We start from the raw sequence: 18339 nt of genomic DNA, 5'->3' as shown, positions 1-18339 counted from the left end.
GAGCGTGGCGCTCGCGATCGACTCGCCGCCGTGAAGGAGGAGGCCTTCACTACCCGCGAGGTCGCCACGCAGCGCGCTCGGCTCTCGGCGTTCTTCGGCAAGCCACTGCGTCACCGAAGCAGCGACACGACCAAGGTGTCCTTGAGCCAGGCTTCGTAGTCGTCGTGACTCCATCCGGCCTCGGCGACGAGGCTGGTGTGGACGTCGGCGCTCATCAGGGCCACGGCGATGTCCGCGGCCCTGGGCACCACCTCCCGGCCGCTCGCGCGGACACGGCCGACGACCAACTCGACGCCGAGCCGGTTGCGCCGGGTGCCTTCCGCCTGCGTCGCGGCGATGTCCGGATCGACGGCGGCCCCGGAGCTCAGCATCGTGACGATGTCGCCGCAGCGTTCCCGGACCTGGCGGGCGACCTGGGCCAGCAGGCCGAGCAGCGCGACCGGGTCGTCGGTCCGCTGCGTCTCGGCGACGAGGTCGGGGATCCCGGCCTCGTCGTCGAGGAGGTCGACGAGCCCGCCGAGGACACCGGCCTTCGAACCGAAGTGGGCGTAGATGGTCTGTGGCGACACCCCCGCTTCCTGCGCGATGAGGCGGATCGGGGTCCGCGCGTATCCGTGCTCAGCGAAGAGCCCGCGGGCCGCGGTCAGGATCGTGCGCAGCGTCAGCGCTTCGCGCCGATCTCGCAACCGGACGATGCCGGGAAGGTCCGCGGACATGTATGCTCCTCGAAAGTTGGAACGTTGTTCTAAGTAGTGGATCGCCGTTACAAAGAGAGGATAGCGATGACCACCGAGGAGATCATCACCGAACTGGAACGCGCCTGGAACGCGGGCGACGGCCCGGCGTGGGCCGCGTGTTTCGCCGAGGACGCGGACTTCGTCGACGTCCTCGGCCGGATCCAGCGCGGCCGCGCGACGATCGCGCGGGAAAGCCAGAACATCTTCGACACCATCTACCGGGGCAGCAGGCTGGAGATCCGCCAGGTGTCGAGCCGTCCGCTCGGGGGCGGCTTCGACCTCGTACATACCGCGACCAGGCTGTCCATCCCCGCCGGTCCCCTGGCCGGGGAAGCACGGGCGGTGCAGACGAAGCTCGTCCACGACGGCGAGATCGTCGCGTTCCACAACACGATCCGGGGCGATATCGCGGAGTTCGCCGGCCACGACGCGGAGCTCGCCGCCCGGTCGCCCCAGGAGTGGGATTCCTGACCGGCGCCGTTCCCGGCGGGCGTGGTGCTCCGGGGTCAGGCAGGGGCGTTGATCGGCCGCAGCCGCCGCGGCCCGGTGTCGGGGCGGGTCGGTGGCGGGCCGAGCACGATCCGGGCGTTGGCGACGAACGCGCCGTCCGGGGAGGCCAGGATCGGGTCGAGCGTCATCGAACGGACCTCGGGGTTGTCCTCGGCGAGGGCGGCGACGCGCAGCACGATGTCCTGCAACGCGGCCAGATCCGCCGGTTCGTCACCGCGGTACCCGGTGAGCAGCGGCGAGGTCCGCGGTTCGCGCAGCAGAGTGGCGGCGTCGACGTCGGTGAGCGGGACGGCACGGTAGGCCCGGTCCCCCAGCAGCGTGCTGACCAGCCCGGAGAGACCGAACGACACGAGCGTGCCGAACGACGGGTCGTCCTGCAGGCCGATCACGCAGGACAGGCCCTTGGGCGCCATCCGCTGGACGTAGACGTCGTCGTCGCCGGAGGTCTCCCGCAGATCGAGGTACGCCCGGCGTACTCCGTCCACAGAGGACAGATCGAGCCGCACCCCGGCGAGGTCCGGCCTGCCGCGGAACCGTTCGTCGACGGCCTTGAGGGTGACCGGGAAACCCAGCTCTTCGGCCGCTTTCACCGCTTCGTCCGCCGACGTCACGACACGGAAGGGGACGACGTCGATGCCGTAACAGCCCAGAAGCCGGACCACGTCTTCGTCGGAGAGCAGTGTGGTCTTGCCGTCCTCGCCTTTCAACAGCTCGTTGACGATCACCTGGGCCTGCTCGGCGTGCAGCCCCGCCGGCCGCACCAGGTTCCCCTGCGGCCGCTGACGCCAGGCGGCGTAACGCACGACGCGGGCGAGCGCGTTCACCGCGCGTTCGGGGCTGGGATAGGACGGGACCGAACCCCGCGTCGGCACGCCGTCCTCGGACAACACGGCCAGTTCGTCCGGCACGCCCTCGACGGCGAGGAAGGTCGACACGATCGGCTTGTTCTCGTGCATCTCGACGACGGCCTCCCGCAGGGCGCGGGCGTAGGCGGTGCCGGGGATAGCCAGCGGGGGCACGAAGACCACGACGAGAGCGTCGGTCTCCGGGGAGTTGAGAGCTTCACGCACGGCCGAGGCGAACTCCTCCGGGCTCGCCTGCGGCCCGACGTCGACCGGGTCGGAGGCCAGCCGCAGGCCCTGTGCCCGCGCGGTGTCGGCGGCCAGCAGCCCGATCGCGCTGGAGTTGCCCACGATGCCGACCCGCGGTCCGGCGGGCAGCGGCTGGTGGGCGAAGACCAGCGCGGTGTCGAAGAGCTGCGCGAGGGTGTCGACGCGGACCACACCCGCCTGCTCGAACAGGGCCTGGACGCTGGATTCGTCGACCTCCGCCGAGGTCGCGGCGAGTTGCGGGCGGACGGCGTGCCTGCCGGATTTCACCGCCACCACCGGTTTCGTCCGCGCCAGCCGCCGCGCGAGCCGCGCGAACTTGCGCGGGTTGCCGAACGATTCCAGGTACAGCAGGACGAGGTCGGTCGCCGGATCGGTTTCCCAGTACTGGAGGAGATCATTGCCGGAGACATCGGCCCGGTTGCCCGCCGAGACGAACGTCGAGAGCCCGAGGCCGCGGGCTTCGGCGTCGGCGAGGATCGCGGTGCCGAGCGCGCCGGACTGGCAGAAGAACCCGGTGCGGCCGCGCGCGGGCAGGCGCGGCGCGAGGGTGGCGTTGAGCCGGACCGAGGCGTCGGTGTTGAGCACGCCCAGCGCGTTCGGGCCGACCACGCGCATACCGTGCGCCCTGGCCTCCCCGACCAGCCGCAGTTCGGCGTGCAGACCGTGCGGTCCGGCCTCGGCGAAACCGCCCGAGACGATCAGGAGGGTCTTGACCCCCTTGGCCAGCGCACCGTCCAAAACGGACTCGACGGCTTCGGCGGGGACGGCGACCAGCGCGAGATCGACGTCCTCGGGAATGTCCACAACGGACGGATAGGCGCGTACGCCGCGGACGGACTTGTGCTCCGGGTTGACCGGGTAGACGGTGCCCGCGAAGTCGGCGCTCAGCAGGTTGGTGAGGGCGACGTAGCCGATCTTCGTCGGATCGGTGGACGCGCCGATCACCGCGACCGACTTCGGATGCAGCAGGTTGTGCACGCTGCGCGCCTCGGCGGCCTGCTCCCGGGACCGGGCGACCGCGAGCGACTCCTCGGTCGGGTCGATGTCGAACTCCAGATGCAGCACGCCTTCCTCGATCTCGCGGCTGACCTGGTACCCGGCGTCGCGGAACACCCGGACCATCGCCGCGTTCTCGGCGAGCACCTCGGCGACGAAGCGGCGCAAACCGCATTCCGAAGCGGCGGCGGCCAGATGCTCCAGCAGGATCGAGCCGAGCCCGCGCCCCTGGTGGGCGTCGTCGACGACGAACGCGACCTCCGCCGACGGACCGTGGTCGAGGCGTTCGTAACGGCCGACGGCCACGATGTCGTCGCCCAGCAGCGCGACGAAGGCGACCCTGTCGTGGTGGTCGACGACGGAGAACCGTTCGAGGTCCCGTTGCGGGATCCGCGGATAGGCGCCGAAGTACCGGAAGTACCGGGTGCGTTCGGACAACCGGCCGTGGAACGCGACGAGCCCGTCGGCGTCGCTGGGGATCACCGGTCGCAGGTGGACAGTGCCGCCGTCGGAGAGCAGGACGTCGGCCTCCCACTCGCGCGGGTAGTCGAAGGCGGTGCGCCTGGCGTCCTCAGTGGTCATGGTCAATCCCTCGGATCGTCCGGATCGAGGCCGTGCAGCGGGAAGATCGCGCGGCGGGTGTCGCGGATGGCGATGTCGACCGGCTCGTCCGCCCCGTCTCCCCACGGGGTGAACCCGGTTTCGCGGTCGTCGGACATCCGGGGCGGGATCTCGGCGTTGGGCGCCGCCCTGGAGATGGACGCGACCCACTCCGGCGGCAGGGCCGTCGCCGGGTCGACATCGCGATCGAGCACGGTGGCGAGCAGATGGGTCCAGGAGCGCGGCACCACCCGGATCAGCTGGTAGCCCCCGCCGCCCACGGCGAGCCACCGGCCGCCGGCGTGCGCCTCGGCCAGTCCGCGAAGCCGCCGGTAGATCTCGCGATGGCCGTCCACCGATAGGGAAAGATCGGCCAGCGGGTCTTCTTCGTGGGAATCGACGCCGCACTGGGTGACGAGGATCTGCGGCCGGAACTGCTCCAGCAGCGACGGCACCACCGCGTCGAACGCCCGCAGCCAGCCGCCGTCCCGGGTGCCGGGCGGTAGCGGGAGGTTGACCGAGGTGCCCTCGGCGCCGCCCTTGCCGATCTCCGCCGAGTAGCCCGTGCCCGGCCACAGCGTGAACGGGTGCTGGTGCAGGGAAACGGTCAGCACGCGGGGATCGTCGTAGAACGCGGCCTGCACGCCGTCACCGTGGTGGACGTCGGTGTCGACGTAGGCGACGCGGTCGAAACCGTGGTCAAGCAGCCACGAGATCGCCACCGAGCAGTCGTTGTAGACGCAGAAACCCGACGCCCTGTCCCGCATCGCGTGGTGCAGCCCGCCGGCGATGTTCACCGCCCTGGTCGCCTCGCCGTCGGCGATCTTGCGCGCGGCCAGCAGCGTCGAGCCGACGACCAGCGCCGAAGCCTCGTGCATGCCGGTGAACACCGGGTTGTCCTCGGTACCGAGCCCGTGGGCGAGATCCTCGCCGGTCATCGGCGCCTGCCGGACCGCCTCGAGGTACTCGCCGGCGTGGACCCGGCGGATCTCGTCGTCCCCGGCGGGCCCGGGGACGAGCAGTTCGACGCCGTCGAGCACGCCGAGTTCGGTGGCGAGCCGGATGGTCAGTTCGAGCCGCACCGGATTGAACGGATGCTCGCCGCCGAGGTCGTAACCCAGCAGCGAGGAGTCCCATACGACGGCCGGTGCTCGCATGGCTCGAACTCTAGTGCCCGGGAGGGGCTGCTGCCCTGTACCGGACCGCCCGGCGGGTCAGCCGGGCAGATCCCCGGTGGCGACCGGGCGCTCCGGATCACGCGACCAGTGCGACCACGAACCCGCGTACAGGGCGGCGGGTTTCGGGTGACCGGCGACCTCGAGCGCGAGGACGACGGACGAGGCGGTGACGCCCGATCCACAGTAGACACCGACCGGGGTCTCCGGGGTCACGCCGAGTCCTTCGAACCGCTCGGCCAGTTCCGAGGCGTCGCGCCAGCGGCCGTCCTCCGCGAGATGCCCGGAGAAGGGCGCGTTGACCGCGCCCGGGATGTGCCCGGCACGGGGATCGATCGGCTCGGTCTCCCCCGCATACCTCGGCCTGGCCCTGGCGTCGAAGAGCAACCCCTCCCTGGCGAGCGCGGCGGCCTCGGTGGCGTCCAGTACCGGCATGCCGCCGGGCTTCACGACGATGTCGCCTTCCTCCGGCGCCGGGACCTCGGCCGTGACCGGCCGCTCTTCCTCCGTCCAGGCGGTGAACCCGCCGTCCAGCACGGCGACCTCGGCGTGCCCGGCCCAGCGCAGCAGCCACCACGCCCGGGCCGCGACCGATCCGTCGGAGTCGTCGTAGACCACGACCGGGTGACCGGTACGGACCCCGGCCGCCCGCAGATGCCGCTGCAGCGTCTCCGGCTCCGGCAGCGGATGACGGCCGCCGTCCCCCGGCTCCCCGGCGAGGGCCGTGTCGAGATCGACGTACACCGCACCCGGGAGATGTGCCTCACGGTAGGAATCGGCGCCGGGCGGGCCGGCGAGCCGCCACCGGACGTCGAGGACTACGGAGCGTGCCGATTCCGGCCCGGACAGCTGCGCGGCGAGTTCGCTGGTGGTGATCATGGGGCGCATTCGCCCATCTTCCCGCGCCTGCCGACGCCAAGACCAGCTTGGGGGACTTTTCCCGCCTCGGGGCTTGTTGTCCCCACGCCTGCGTCGCTGTCGGTGCCAGCGACTACGATGAGCAACGCGGACGAAGGGGACAGCGTGAACGATCTCATCGACACCACAGAGATGTACTTGCGTACGATCTACGAGCTCGAAGAAGAGGGTGTCGTCCCGCTGCGGGCCCGGATCGCGGAGCGGCTGCAGCAGAGCGGCCCGACCGTGAGCCAGACCGTCGCCAGGATGGAACGTGACGGACTGGTCGTCGTCGCGGACGACAGGCACCTGCAGCTGACCGAACACGGTCGCGAGCTCGCCATCGCGGTCATGCGCAAGCACCGGCTGGCCGAGCGCCTTCTGGTCGATGTGATCGGCTTGGAGTGGGAGCACGTCCACAACGAGGCCTGCCGCTGGGAACACGTGATGAGCGAGGCCGTCGAGCGCAAGCTGGTCAAGCTGCTCGACCACCCCACCACGTCGCCCTACGGCAACCCGATCCCGGGGCTGGACAAGCTCGGCGACGGCGATCCCGCCCCGCCGGCCGAGGCCGACCTGGTGCGGCTCGACGAGTTCGCCCGCACCGGTGGCGGCGAGGTCGAGATCCGGCGCATCGCCGAACACGTGCAGCTCGACGAGCTGCTGATGACCGAACTCAAGTCGGTCGGCATCGTGCCCGGCGGCCGGGTCAAGGTCGGCAAGGCGGCTCCCGGCGGCACCATCGAGGTCACCGGCGGCGACAACACCGCGCAGGTCCCCGTTTCGGCGCTCCACGCCGTGCTGGCGCAGGCCAGGTGAGCGCCGCGTCGGACGCCGTGGCGACCTTCCGGGCCCTCCACGACCGGGCTCCGGCCGGGATCTGGTCCGCGCCCGGCCGGGTGAACCTGATCGGTGAGCACACCGACTACAACGACGGTTTCGTGCTGCCGTTCGCCCTCCCGCACCGGCTCGCCGCCGCGGCGACCCCGCGTGAGGACGGCGTGCTGACCGTGGCCACCCTCGGCTCGGACGGCCGGGTCCAGGAATCGGGCCCGCTCACCATCGCCGACCTGGAGCCCGGTTCGGTCGAGGGGTGGGCCGCGTACCCGGCGGGGGTCACCTGGGTATTGCGGGACCAGGGCCTCGCCAATGGCGCGGACCTGGTGATCGCCGGGGACGTGCCCTCGGGGGCAGGCCTGTCCTCCTCCCACGCGCTCGAATGCGCCGTCGCGCTCGCCCTCCTGGGGCTGGCGGGCATCACCCCCGGCGCCGGGGCGGGTTCGCCGACCCTGCACGAGGTCGCCCGGTGGGTCCAGCGTTCGGAGAACGACTTCGTCGGGGCGCCGACCGGTCTGCTCGACCAGACGGCTTCCCTGTGCTGCACCGAATCGAACGTGCTGTTCCTCGACGTCCGCTCCGGTGAGATGGAGCAGGTGCCGTTCCCGCTGGAGGAATCCGGGGTCCGGATCCTGATCATGGACACCCGCACGAAGCACTCGCACGCCGAGGGCGGCTACGGCGAACGCCGGCGGGGCTGCGAGCGCGCCGCGGAACTGCTCGGCGTGAAGGCACTGCGGGACATCGGTCTCAGCGGGCTGGACGCGGCGCTCGCCAAGCTGCCGGACGAGCTGGTGCCGCTGGTGCGCCATGTGGTGACGGAGAACCAGCGGGTCCTCGACACCGTGGATCTGCTGCGGGACGGGCGGATCACCGAGATCGGCCCTCAGCTGGACGCCTCGCATGTCAGCATGCGCGACGACTACCGGATCTCCACCGCTGAACTCGACCTCGCCGTCGATGCGGCCCGCCAGGCCGGGGCGCTCGGCGCGCGGATGACCGGTGGCGGGTTCGGCGGTTCGGCGATCGCCCTGGTCCGCGAGTCCGATGTGGACACTGTGGGACGAGCGGTGAAGGCCGCGTACGAGGCGGCGGAGCTGCGCCACCCCAGGCTGTTCACCGCGGTGCCGTCGCGCGGCGCGGGCCGCGACGAACTGTAGGCACTTGCGGGCGACCCCCGGGCAGGTCGTGTGCCCGGGGGCGAGGACACTGTGGAGCGACCGCATCCGCAGCAGAAAGGCGCGAACGTGACCGACGAACCGACCAAGACCCTGAAGCTGATGGTGACGGGCGGAGCCGGTTATGTGGGCAGCGTCTGCGCGGCCCGCCTCATCGAGGCCGGGCACGACGTCACCGTGGTCGACGACCTCTCCACCGGGCACGCCGACGCGGTGCACCCGGACGCCACCTTCGTCGAGGGTGACGCCGCCGAGGTCGCCCGGCGCCTGCTCGGCGACGGTTTCGACGGTGTCCTCCACTTCGCCGCCAAGTCGCTGGTCGGCGAATCGATGACGGATCCGGCGAAGTACTGGGAGGGCAACGTCCTGACCTCGCTTCGCCTGCTCGAGGCGATGCGTGACCACGGCACGAAGCGGCTGGTGTTCTCGTCCACGGCGGCCACCTACGGCGAACCCGAGTCCTCCCCCATCCCCGAATCCGCGCCGACGCGGCCGACGAACACCTACGGCGCGACGAAGCTGGCCATCGACCACGCGATCACGTCGTTCTCGCGCGCCCACGGCATCGCCGCGGCGAGCCTGCGCTACTTCAACGTCGCCGGTGCCTACGGCTCCTTCGGCGAGCGGCACGCCACCGAGACCCATCTGATCCCCCTCGTCCTCCAGGTCGCCACCGGGGACCGCGAGCGGATCCAGATCTTCGGTGACGACTACCCGACCGCGGACGGCACCGCCATCCGCGACTACATCCACGTGGTCGACCTCGCCGACGCGCATCTGCTGGCCCTGCGTCACGTGATCGACGGCGAGCACCGCATCTACAACCTCGGCAGCGGTACCGGGTTCTCCGTGCTCGAGGTGATCGAAGCGTGCCGCCGCGTCACCGGTCACGAGATCCCCGCCGCGGTCGCGCCGCGCCGGGCGGGCGACCCGTCGGTGCTGGTGGCCTCCAGTGAGCGGGCGGGCGGCGAACTCGGCTGGAAGCCCGAGCGCACCGATCTCGACGGCATCGTGGCCGACGCCTGGGAGTTCACGCGGTCCCGCCGGACAGCCTGAGCCCGATCGTGGGCGGCGGCCCTTCCTCGCGTTGCCGCAGGACGATCCCGGCCAGTTCGGACGGTGGCAGCATCGCGTCCAAGGCGACCGTCAGCAGCCTGGCCAGCCCGTGGTCCGGGTCGACCTCGCAGGCCCTGGCCAGCGCCATCCCGGCGACGGTCAGGTCACCGCGGGCGTAGGCGGCGTGCGCCTTCAGGCACAGCGCCTCGGCCGATTCGGGTTCGGGTAACTCCCCGGCCAGGCGGAGCCAGAGCTCTTCCGCGGTACGCGCCAGCGGTGACTCCGCGGGAGCGGCGGTGAGCAGGCAGGCGCCCCGGACCTCGACCAGCGAAAGCGCCCACGCCAGCCGGACGACCTGATCGTCGGTGAGTTCCTGGTCGCCATCCGCGAAGCGGTCGAGGGCGGCGTTCACCTCGGCGAGCGCCGCCTCGACGATGTCGCCTTCGCCCCAAGGCGGATCGGCCAGCCTGGTCAGGAGGTCGGCGCGCCGCGCGAGCGTTTCCGGCGGACCGGGGTCGAAAAGGCGTTCCAGCTCTTCCCGGCTCTCGCGGGTGATACGGCCGTCGCTGGTGACGAACGCGGCCATCACCGACTCGCGGGGGTCGGGCAGGACGCCGCCGCAGGTCCTGTCCCGGTAGCACCCCCACCGCGCACCCGCGGTGATCCGAGGCACCCACAGCGGGTGCAGGAGGGGAATGCCGTACTCCGCGAGCGCGGATTCCAGGCGCCGGACGAACCGGCGGCGAGGCGGCCGCCCGGCCGGATTCGCCGCGCCACCACCGATGACGGCCACGGTCGCACCGGTGTGCGCGGTCGCGGCCAGCCGGGCCGCGAGATCGAGTGCCTGGTCTTTCTCCAGGCCGGGCGGCGGGAGGTCCACGCGCAGGGTGAGGCCCTGCCGTTTGCGGTCCGGCCCGCGCTGTCCGAAGACGACGACGGAGTCCTCGGGATGGAAGCCGAGGATGTACGGGATCGCGGCGAGCAGGTCCGCCGGATCCTTCAGATCGACCTTGGGCCTGCCGGTCGGGGTGGTTGTGGTCATGCCCCCACCTTGCGGCGGGAAGGGGGCCGCCGGGTGGGGGCAGGACAGATCTGTGGACAACCGGGGGCGTTGTGGACAACCGCCGCAGGGACCGGCCGAGGGGACGCCGATCCTGTCGGTGGGGTGGTCTACAGTGCCCGGCCCCGCGGGGTCAGTCGCAGTGTTCGAACGGGCTCTCGTAGGCGTTCGACCCGACCGAGCCGCCCCACTTGACGCAGATCGAGTCGGCCGCCTTCTTCACCGGTCCGGCGTAGTAGGTGAAGCTGCCGGAGTCGGTCACACGGGCCGAACCCTGGACTTCGAGGAAGGCCGACACCGGCGACGCGGTGCCGAGCGAGACCGCCTTCAGCGTCGTCACGCAGTTGGACTTCGTCGAAGAGTTGTAGAGCAGGTACGCCGTGCCCGAATTGTTCGCGAGCGCCTGCGAGTCGACCACCGAGAACCCGCTGCCGCACACCTCCGTGGCCTCGTACGGGTTACCGCCGCACGAGTTCTTGCTGGTGAAGTCGGTGTGGCCGTAGTACGGCACCGCGACCCCGTTCAGCGTCGCCTTCTGCACCACGCCGTTGAGCCGCTCTTCGAAGTGCAGGTGCGGCCCGGTCACCCCGCCGGTCGCGCCCGCCGTGCCGAGCTGCTTGCCGAGGCTGACGGCCTGGCCGACCGACACGGACTGCGTCGACAGGTGGGCGTAACGGGTACGCCAGCCGCCGCCGTGGTCGACCTCGACCCAGCGCCCGTAGCTCGTGCTGCCTTCGTCGGCGACCCGGGTGACGGTGCCGCCCGCCGAGGCCAGCACCGGCATCCCGGTGATCCCCGACTTCTGGAAGTCGACCGAGTTCGCCGGGCTGTGCCCGCTGAAAGTCGCGGCCGTGACCGTGACGCCGCATTTGAACGGGACCTGGAAATTCGGGGCGGCCGACGCCTGCGTCGTCCCGGCCACGGTCAGGCCGAGCGCGGGGATGACGGTGGCCGCGGCGAGTACCGCGAGGCGGCGCAACCTGGACATGGAGACCTCCATCAGCTGGGGAAGCCGGACACGTCGAAGCAAAGACGGAGGAAATACATTTTCCATACAAGCCCGCTGCCGGGTGGGCGTTTTCCTGCCCTCGCGCGTAACCCTGCTCTTAAGGTCGGAGGCCCGGCAAAGTCGCAGGGCGTCACCGGTCAGGTGAGCCGAGACCGAAGCGCCCGTTTTCGGGTAATGCGCACGGCTTCGTTCCGAGGCCGCGCCTTCGCCCCATATGGTCACTCGCTGTGGCTGGCGACGCGCAAGTGTTACCGCTCGTGAGGGGTGTGTGGATATAGGGACGTTCAACGTCCCTATATCCACACACCCCTCACGTCTTTCCCTACCCCGAAGGTCAGAATCCCGGCAAAGTCGCAGAGTTGCTGGTCTGCGCTGTTCTTGATCGTCCGGGTGTGGCATCGCCGGTGCCTCCAAGCTTCGCAACCGGCGCGCCCCGCGACGATGAAGGAATTGGGACACTCAACGTCCCAATTCCTTCATCGACGGCCTGCACCCTGACGAAGGAGTGCCTGATCTTCAGGGCCGGACGGGCCACGACTCAGCCGAAGGCGGCACGCAGCGCGGGCTTCCCGCCCGCCACCGGCAGCACCACGCTGGTGCGGTTCAGTTCCAGCGCGACCCCCGCCCCGGGCTTCGGCCGGAGCGTGTAGTCGTGATCGCTGGAGGCCAGTAGGAACTCGATCTTGTGCCCGGCCGCGAGCAGGTAGTCCTTCGCGACCAGTTCGACCTCGACGCGGTAGCTCTCACCGGGGGTGATCGGATCGGTGCGCGCCGGGTCGCGGCGGTTCTGCGGGTCGGTCCAGCCGCGGCTGATCACCTTGGCCGTCCCGTCCGGGGCACGGTCGACCAGCACCGCAGTCACGTTCGCGGCGGGCTTGTCGAAGGAGACCGACAGACCGGCCTTCGCGGTGCCGGAGAGGCGTACGGGCTGCTTCGCCGCGGAGGTCGAGTACAGCAGCCTGTTGCCCGATGACGCCGCGTCGGCGAGCTGTTCGATGGTCTTGCTCGCGTCGTCGGCCAGCTTCTCGACGGCGGGCTTGCCGGGAACGGGCTTCCGCGTGTCGAGCGTGCCCTTCGAGGAACCACCGGGCCACGGGTAGAGCTTCACGTCCTCGGTGCCGGGCAGCGGCCACTCGGGCTCGTCCACCCACGACTTGTCCTCGCGCTGGATGGTGGCCTTCGGCTCACGCTCGATGCCGTTGTCCACGTCGTAGAGGTAGTGCGACATCCACTTGTTCAGCGTGGTGAGCCAGACGTCGCGGCGGAGGCTGTACGGGTCGGCGTGCCCGGCCTGGTGCAGCCAGATCTTGTGCTCGACGCCGCGCGCCTTGAGCATCTCGTACCACCGCGTGCCCTGGTCGGTCTTGACGTTCCAGTCGCCGAGACCGTGCACGACGAGCACCGAAGCCCGCACCTTGTTCACGTCGTTGCGGTAGTTCCGCACGTCCCAGAAGGGGCTGTAGTCGCCGGTCACCCGGTCCTGGTCGACGGCGATGCTGTCGATGAGCGGGCGGCAGACGGCGCGATCCTGGCGCGTGTAGACGTAGTCGGCGAGCACGTCCGCGTCCTCGCCCTGGAAGCCGCCCGCCGCGACGACGGCGCCGTCGTTGCGGTAGTAGTCGTACCAGCTGGAGATCGCCGCGATCGGGACGATCGTCTCCAGCCCTTCGACGCCGGTGCTGGCCACCGCGTTGGGCAGCGTCCCGTTGTAGGAGACGCCCATCATGCCGGTCTTGCCGGTGCTCCAGTCCGCGACCGCGGCCTTGCCCGCCGCGTCCCGCGCCGTCGCGCGGCCGTTCAGCCAGTCCACAATGGACTTCGCGCCGATGGTCTCGTTGACGTCGCCGGTGCTCGGGCAGCCGGTGGACTGGCCGCTGCCGAGCGATTCGCCGTACACCACCGCGAACCCGCGGGCGGTGAAGTAGTCCTGGTAGCGCCAGCTGATCGGCACCGCGTTCGGGCCGACGGACCTGGTCGCGATCCGTGGGCCCGCGGGGGCACGCTTCGCGCCGGGCACGTACAGCTCGACGTCGACGTTGTGGTTCGCGACGTCGTTGCCGCCCGCGTAGTACGGGCTGGCCTGGTAGACGACCGGGACCTTCATCCCCTGCTGCGTCGCGCGCGGCCGCACCACCTCCGCGTGCACGAGGTCGTCCTTGCCGTCGCCGTCGCTGTCGACGGGCGCGGTGACCCAGACGTTCTCCCGGATGACATCGGCCGGGTCGAAGACCGGCTGCGCCTGACCGTCCTTGAAGACCGGCGCCGGTGGCGTATCGGCCTGGGCCGGCAGAGCCGTCGCTGGAAGGACCAGGACGGCGGTGAACAAGGCAGCGAGCCTGGCGACTCTCACGTGACCCCCAAAACGGGCATGGCGGGCAGGACCCAGCTGAGGTTTCCGGCCACCCGAACAGGTGTCAAGAGACTAACGTCGGGGGCATGCCGAGCACCGTGGAAGCCCCGATCGTCGCCGTCACCGTCTACCCGCACCACGCCCGGATCACGAGGCGGGCGTCGGCGCGCCTCGACGGGGAAACGCGCTTCGCCTTCGCGGGCCTGCCGTGGAACCTCGACGCCGATTCGGTCCGGGTCACCGGTTCCGGTCCGGCGGTCATCGCCGGGGTCGACGTCGCCGTCGAACGCCATCCCGCGCCCGCGGACGCCTCCCTGCGCGCGCTGACCGAGCGCCGGGAGACCGCCCAGGCCGAGGTCGACGCGGTCGCGGACGCCGTCGCCGCGGAGACCGCGAAGGTCGATCTGCTGACCGGGGTGGCGACACGCAGCGGCAAGAGTTTCGCGAAGGCGCTCGCGGCGGGCACGGCGGAACCGCCCCGGGTCGCCGAAGTCACCGACGCGCTCGGCACGCAGCTGGCCGACGCGCTCGGGAAACGGCGCGAACTCGGCGTCCGGCTCGCCCGGCTCCGCGACGACCTCGGCGCGCTGGACCGCGAGATCCAGGCGAAGCAGGGCGTGTCCGAAGTGGACAGCGCGACGGTCACCGTCGAACTGGAGAGCCAGGAGGACGGGGCCGGGATCGGGCTCGAACTGTCCTACGTGGTCGCGAACGCGAGCTGGGAACCAGGCTACGACGTCCGCGTCCGCGGCGAGGACGTCACGGTGACCTGGTACGGGCGGATCACCCAGCACACCGGCGAGGACTGGCCGGAATGCGAACTGGCCCTCTCCACCGCGCGCCCGGCGAACACGGTGGAGGTGCCGGAACTCACGCCGTGGTTCCTCGACCGGGAACGCCCGGTCCAGCCGTTGATGGCGCGTGCCGCGTACGGCAGCGCGTCACCCGCGGGCGGCGGGATCCCGGAGGCGGTGGGCATGGCGGCGCCCGCCGCGCCCGCGATGGTGGCGCGGACGGCCTCCGTCGAGGAGGGCACCACCGCGGTCACCTACCGTCCGGGCCGCCCGGTGGCGGTGCCTTCGGGCGCGCAAGGCCACCGGACGACGCTGGCGCAGCTGGACCTGACCGCGAAACTGGGCTACGTCACCGCCCCCTCGATCTCGCCGGAGGCCTACCTGCGGGCGACCGTGGTCAACACCTCCGAGCACACGCTGCGGCCGGGGAAGGCGTCGGTCTTCCACGAGACGGAGTTCGTCGGCACCACGCGGCTGGAGGTCTGGGCGCCGGGCGAGGAACTCGAACTAGCCCTCGGCGTGGACGACCGGATCCGGGTCGACCGCGAACTCACGCACCGCTCGGCGAGCAAGGCGGCGCTGTCCGGCGTGCGCAAACGCGAGGCGGCCTACACCACGACCATCACCAACCACAGCCCGCGCGACGCGGTCGTGACCGTACTGGACCAGGCGCCGGTCTCCCGCGACGACGCGATCACGGTCCGGGACGTGCGCACCGCGCCGGAGCCGGTGGAGCGGACCGAGCTGGGCGAGTTCACCTGGCGGCTGACGCTCGCCCCGGGCGTGGACGCCGTCGTGACGCTCGGGTACCGGGTGGACGTCGCGAAGGGGGTCGAGCTGTCGGGATGGCGCGAGTAGGCCCGACGACGCTGTCGGGCCGCGGCGCCTACAACAGGCCACGCCGTCGTGCGGCGACGACGGCGTCCCGGCGGTGATTGACGCCGAGCTTCCGGTAGATACCGCGAAGATGGGTCTTGACCGTGTTCACCGACACGAAGAGCGAATCGGCGATCTGCTCCGTGGTGCGCATGGACGGAAGCTCGGTGAGGAGTTCGAGCTCGCGTGAGGTGAGCGGGTCGACCGGCCCCGCCGGGTGCGCGGGCAGTGCCTGCAGGACGGTGCTCGCGAACTCCTCGGTGCGCCCGAACCTCCCGGCACCGCGCACCAGGAGTTCCCGGACGCGCCGTCCGGCGTCGTGGAACGGCCGCAGCGCCTGCTGGGGCGCCGCGAGGTCGAGTGCGCGGCCCACGGCGCTGTGCGCCTGGTTCTGTTCACCGGCCTGGTCGGCGAGTACCGCTTCGAGGAGCCAGCACTCGATCAGGGTCTGCGCCACCAGCGGCCTGGTCTGCCGCTCGATGACCGGCCGCAGCCGCCGCCGCGCGGCACCGGTCCGTCCGCGCTGTATATGCACGAGGGCGCTCAGCAGCGCGTGCTCCGCGTAGGGCGCGAGCAGATGCCGATGCCGTTCGGTCACGTCCGTCGCCCAGGTGGGCTCCCCGACGCGCAGGGCCAGCCGCTGCTCGATCGGGGCCGTGCAGGCGACGAGCCAGGGGGCGACAGGTTCGGCCGCGAGCCGTTTCCGGTGCCCCCGCAGCGTTTCGACGACGGCGTGCGGATCGGCGGCGAGACCGAATCCGACGGCGGCGCTGAGCGTCACCGTCAGCATCTCCACCCCCGGCTCCACGACCGCGGGCGAGAGCCTGGTGGCCAGTGCGGAGAACCGGCGGGCGCTCTCCTGGTCCAGCCGCTGGTAGGCCGCCATCCCGAGGACGGCGTACAGGAAGGCGGTGCGCGAAGTCTCGGTCCAGCCGCGCGAGCGGGCCAGTTCGAGGGCGGCGCCGGTGTGCACGGCCAGCCCGGGGAGGTCGCCCTGGACCCGGGCGATGCCCGCGAGGTGGACCTCGCACTGCAGCCGGACCGCGTCGCGTTGTTCCAGGGTGGCCGTCCGCAGCGCCCGTTCCAGATCCTCGGTGGCGCCGGGGACGTCGCCCAGCCACAAGGCCGCGGTCCCCCGGGTGACCAGCGCCAGCAGGTCGAGGTCGGCGTCGCCGGTGTCGCCCGCGCTCGTGGCGCGGAGTCCCGCGAGCGCCTTGTCCAGTTGCCCACCGTACCTCGCCCGGTACAGGACGGCCACGGCGTTCAGCGCGCGCAGCCGCCCGGAACGCAACGGCTGGGCCGAATTGTCGATCCTGCCGAGGTACCGGTCCGCCGCCACCAGGTCGTGGGCGTCGAGCGCGGCCACGGCGGCGATGAGCGCCACCTGGGGCCGGGCCAGGATGTGGTCCGGCAACGCGCCGAGCAGCGTGTGCAGCCGCGGCCCGTGTCCACTGAGGACGGTCTGGAGCCCGGACCGCTGGACGTACCGGGTGATCAGTTCGTCGTCCTGCGCCGCGATACCGTGCTCCAGCGCCGAAAGCACGTCACCGGCGTCGGTGAACCATTCGGCGGCCGAACGGTGGAGTCTGCGATAGGCGCTGGGATGACGCCGGTTGAGTTCCGCTCGCAGGTAGTCGCGCAGCAGCGGATGGCAGCGGTAGCGAAAGCCGTGCCGCGTGACCAGCGCGTTGGTGCGGGTGAGCGTGTACAGGATGTGCCCGGAGTTCTCCTGCCCGGTCAGCCGGGTGGCCAGTTCGTCGCTGATGTCGGGACAGATCGACGTGCTCAAGAGGAACTCGCGGATCTGCGCCGGTTGCGGGCCGACGATCTCCCCGCCCAGGTACTCGGCGAGCAGCCGGTCGTCGCCGGTGAAGGCCCGGATCGCCGCACCGGTGTCCGGGGCGGCGGCCAGCGCGAGGGTGAGGAACCGCAGCCCCGCCGTCCAGCCTTCCGTTCGCGCGGAGATCTCGTCCAGATCCGCCTTGGACAGCGCGAGATTCTGGCCGGCGAGCAGCTTCCCGATCTCCTCCTCGGTGAAGTTCAGCTGGCGCGCCGTGATCTCGCGCAGTCTCCCTTCGAGCCGGATCCGGGGCAGGATCAGCGGCGGCGGGAACCGGGTCGCGATGACGATCCGCACTCGCGGCGGCAGATAACGCAACAGCAGGTTCACGTTCTTGACCGCGTCCGGTGCGGACAGTTCGTGGGCGTTGTCCAGCACCAGGATCACCGGCCGCGGGAGGCGGGCGCACGCGTCGGTGAACGCGCCGACGTACTCGTGCGCGGAAGCGTCCCGGGGGATCGCGGGCCCCGGGACCGAGCCGTCCCCGGCGCTCCGCTGCAGCGCGCGGAGGATCGACGACCACAGGGAGAACACCTTGTTGTCGTTGGCGTCCAAGGAGATCCAGGCGAGGTGTTCGGCGGCCGGGTGATTCCGCGCGCGCCGCCGGAACCAGCTGCCGAGCAGGACGGTCTTGCCGGATCCCGCCGGCGCGTTGAGCAGCGTGACACTGGGGATCTCCCCTGAGGTGGCCTGATCGAGCGCGTCCAGGAGACGGTCCCGTTCGAGCACATCGGAGGCGGGTGGCGGCGGGGCGAGTTTCGGCGACGGCACCACACCGGGCCCCCGGCCGTGGGTCGCGGTTCCTTCGACGCGGGTCACCGGCCGGCGCATGACATCGCCGCACTGGACAGGGCATGCCAGACGAAAGCGAAAACGCGGGAGGTCCCGCTGATGGCGAAGCCCAGACCGGAAAGGACGGCGTCCTCCTTCCCCAGTGCCCCGCTTTCCCCTGGTTGCGCCGAAAGGACCAGCACGAAGGTCAGTACCGCCAGGACGAGTTTGGCTCTGGACCGACGACGCGGCTCAGTGCTCACCGATTGTCTCCCTTCGATTCCCCAGACGAGTGAGGGGACCGATCTTGCTCACCCCGCGCGGCGGTCACCTCCTCCCTGGCGGGTGAGTCGGGGGATCACTCGTAGCGAAGAGTGTTCGAAACAAAGGATTTCTCGCCGAGGGTGACGGGACCGAGGGCTCGTTTTCACCCGCCACGAAGGAAGAACCCAGGGTCCCGGCGGCGCATCCTGGAGATCGCGGATCACGGAGCGCCAGGCTTCGGCGGTGAGACCGCCGCGCGAGCGTTGCCCGTCGCCGT

Annotated in this window: 14 protein-coding genes; 5 read left to right on the top strand and 9 right to left on the bottom strand. The window is 71.1% G+C overall.

Features of this window, described 5'->3' with window-relative positions:
* Positions 1-110 precede the first annotated feature (110 nt).
* Positions 111-716, bottom strand: coding sequence for a TetR/AcrR family transcriptional regulator (locus tag SD37_RS12995; protein ID WP_044854257.1), 606 nt, complete (start codon positions 714-716; stop codon positions 111-113).
* A gap of 66 nt (positions 717-782) precedes the next feature.
* Between SD37_RS12995 and SD37_RS12990 the strand changes: the two genes are divergently transcribed.
* A complete protein-coding gene (locus tag SD37_RS12990; protein WP_044854256.1) occupies positions 783-1208 on the top strand; it encodes an SgcJ/EcaC family oxidoreductase in 426 nt (141 codons plus the stop codon).
* 35 nt (positions 1209-1243) lie between these two features.
* Here the strand turns inward: SD37_RS12990 and SD37_RS12985 are convergent, their stop codons facing one another.
* From SD37_RS12985 to SD37_RS12975, 3 genes are read right to left on the bottom strand one after another with little or no spacing between them, the layout of a single operon-like run.
* Complete coding sequence (locus tag SD37_RS12985) at positions 1244-3937, bottom strand: bifunctional acetate--CoA ligase family protein/GNAT family N-acetyltransferase (protein ID WP_044854255.1); 2694 nt, start codon at positions 3935-3937, stop codon at positions 1244-1246.
* Positions 3938-3939: 2 nt separating this feature from the next.
* A complete protein-coding gene (locus SD37_RS12980; protein ID WP_044854254.1) occupies positions 3940-5112 on the bottom strand; it encodes an acetoin utilization protein AcuC in 1173 nt (390 codons plus the stop codon).
* 57 nt (positions 5113-5169) lie between these two features.
* The gene (locus SD37_RS12975) at positions 5170-6018 is read right to left on the bottom strand and encodes a sulfurtransferase (protein ID WP_044854253.1); all 849 of its coding nucleotides are present in this window, start codon (positions 6016-6018) and stop codon (positions 5170-5172) included.
* Between the two features lie 108 nt (positions 6019-6126).
* Here SD37_RS12975 and SD37_RS12970 point away from each other — a divergent pair, with 108 nt between their 5' ends.
* The 3 genes from SD37_RS12970 to galE all read left to right on the top strand — a co-directional run bounded on the left by SD37_RS12970 (position 6127) and on the right by galE (position 9098).
* Entirely contained in the window at positions 6127-6846 is a 720-nt protein-coding gene (locus tag SD37_RS12970) for a metal-dependent transcriptional regulator (RefSeq protein ID WP_081736173.1), read from the top strand.
* On the top strand, positions 6843-8024 hold the full coding sequence (gene galK, locus SD37_RS12965) for a galactokinase (protein WP_044854252.1): 1182 nt from the start codon (positions 6843-6845) through the stop codon (positions 8022-8024). The genes SD37_RS12970 and galK overlap by 4 nt, the downstream gene beginning before the upstream one ends.
* A gap of 120 nt (positions 8025-8144) precedes the next feature.
* Entirely contained in the window at positions 8145-9098 is a 954-nt protein-coding gene (gene galE / locus SD37_RS12960) for a UDP-glucose 4-epimerase GalE (protein WP_145926912.1), read from the top strand.
* Here galE and SD37_RS12955 read toward each other — a convergent pair.
* The 3 genes from SD37_RS12955 to SD37_RS12945 form a co-directional block, all read right to left on the bottom strand.
* Entirely contained in the window at positions 9073-10140 is a 1068-nt protein-coding gene (locus tag SD37_RS12955; RefSeq protein ID WP_044854251.1) for a DUF4192 domain-containing protein, read from the bottom strand. The genes galE and SD37_RS12955 overlap by 26 nt on opposite strands.
* 151 nt (positions 10141-10291) lie before the next feature.
* Positions 10292-11146, bottom strand: a complete 855-nt coding sequence (locus SD37_RS12950) for a M23 family metallopeptidase (protein WP_044854435.1) — start codon at positions 11144-11146, stop codon at positions 10292-10294.
* A gap of 559 nt (positions 11147-11705) precedes the next feature.
* Positions 11706-13517 carry a Xaa-Pro dipeptidyl-peptidase gene (locus tag SD37_RS12945; protein WP_044854250.1) on the bottom strand — a complete coding sequence of 604 codons (1812 nt, stop codon included), beginning with the start codon at positions 13515-13517 and terminating at the stop codon, positions 11706-11708.
* An 86-nt stretch (positions 13518-13603) separates the two neighbouring features.
* On the opposite strand from SD37_RS12945, the gene SD37_RS12940 reads away from it, so the two are divergent.
* A complete protein-coding gene (locus tag SD37_RS12940; protein WP_044854249.1) occupies positions 13604-15169 on the top strand; it encodes a DUF4139 domain-containing protein in 1566 nt (521 codons plus the stop codon).
* 28 nt (positions 15170-15197) lie between these two features.
* Here the strand turns inward: SD37_RS12940 and SD37_RS12935 are convergent, their stop codons facing one another.
* On the bottom strand, positions 15198-17858 hold the full coding sequence (locus SD37_RS12935) for a winged helix-turn-helix domain-containing protein (protein ID WP_044854248.1): 2661 nt from the start codon (positions 17856-17858) through the stop codon (positions 15198-15200).
* Positions 17843-18061 carry a hypothetical protein gene (locus SD37_RS12930; RefSeq protein WP_037304164.1) on the bottom strand — a complete coding sequence of 73 codons (219 nt, stop codon included), beginning with the start codon at positions 18059-18061 and terminating at the stop codon, positions 17843-17845. Before SD37_RS12930 ends, SD37_RS12935 begins: the two co-directional genes overlap by 16 nt.
* Positions 18062-18339: the final 278 nt, after the last annotated feature.

This window comes from Amycolatopsis orientalis, assembly GCF_000943515.2.
GTDB lineage: Bacteria > Actinomycetota > Actinomycetes > Mycobacteriales > Pseudonocardiaceae > Amycolatopsis > Amycolatopsis orientalis.
This window is presented reverse-complemented; position numbering and strand designations above follow the sequence as displayed.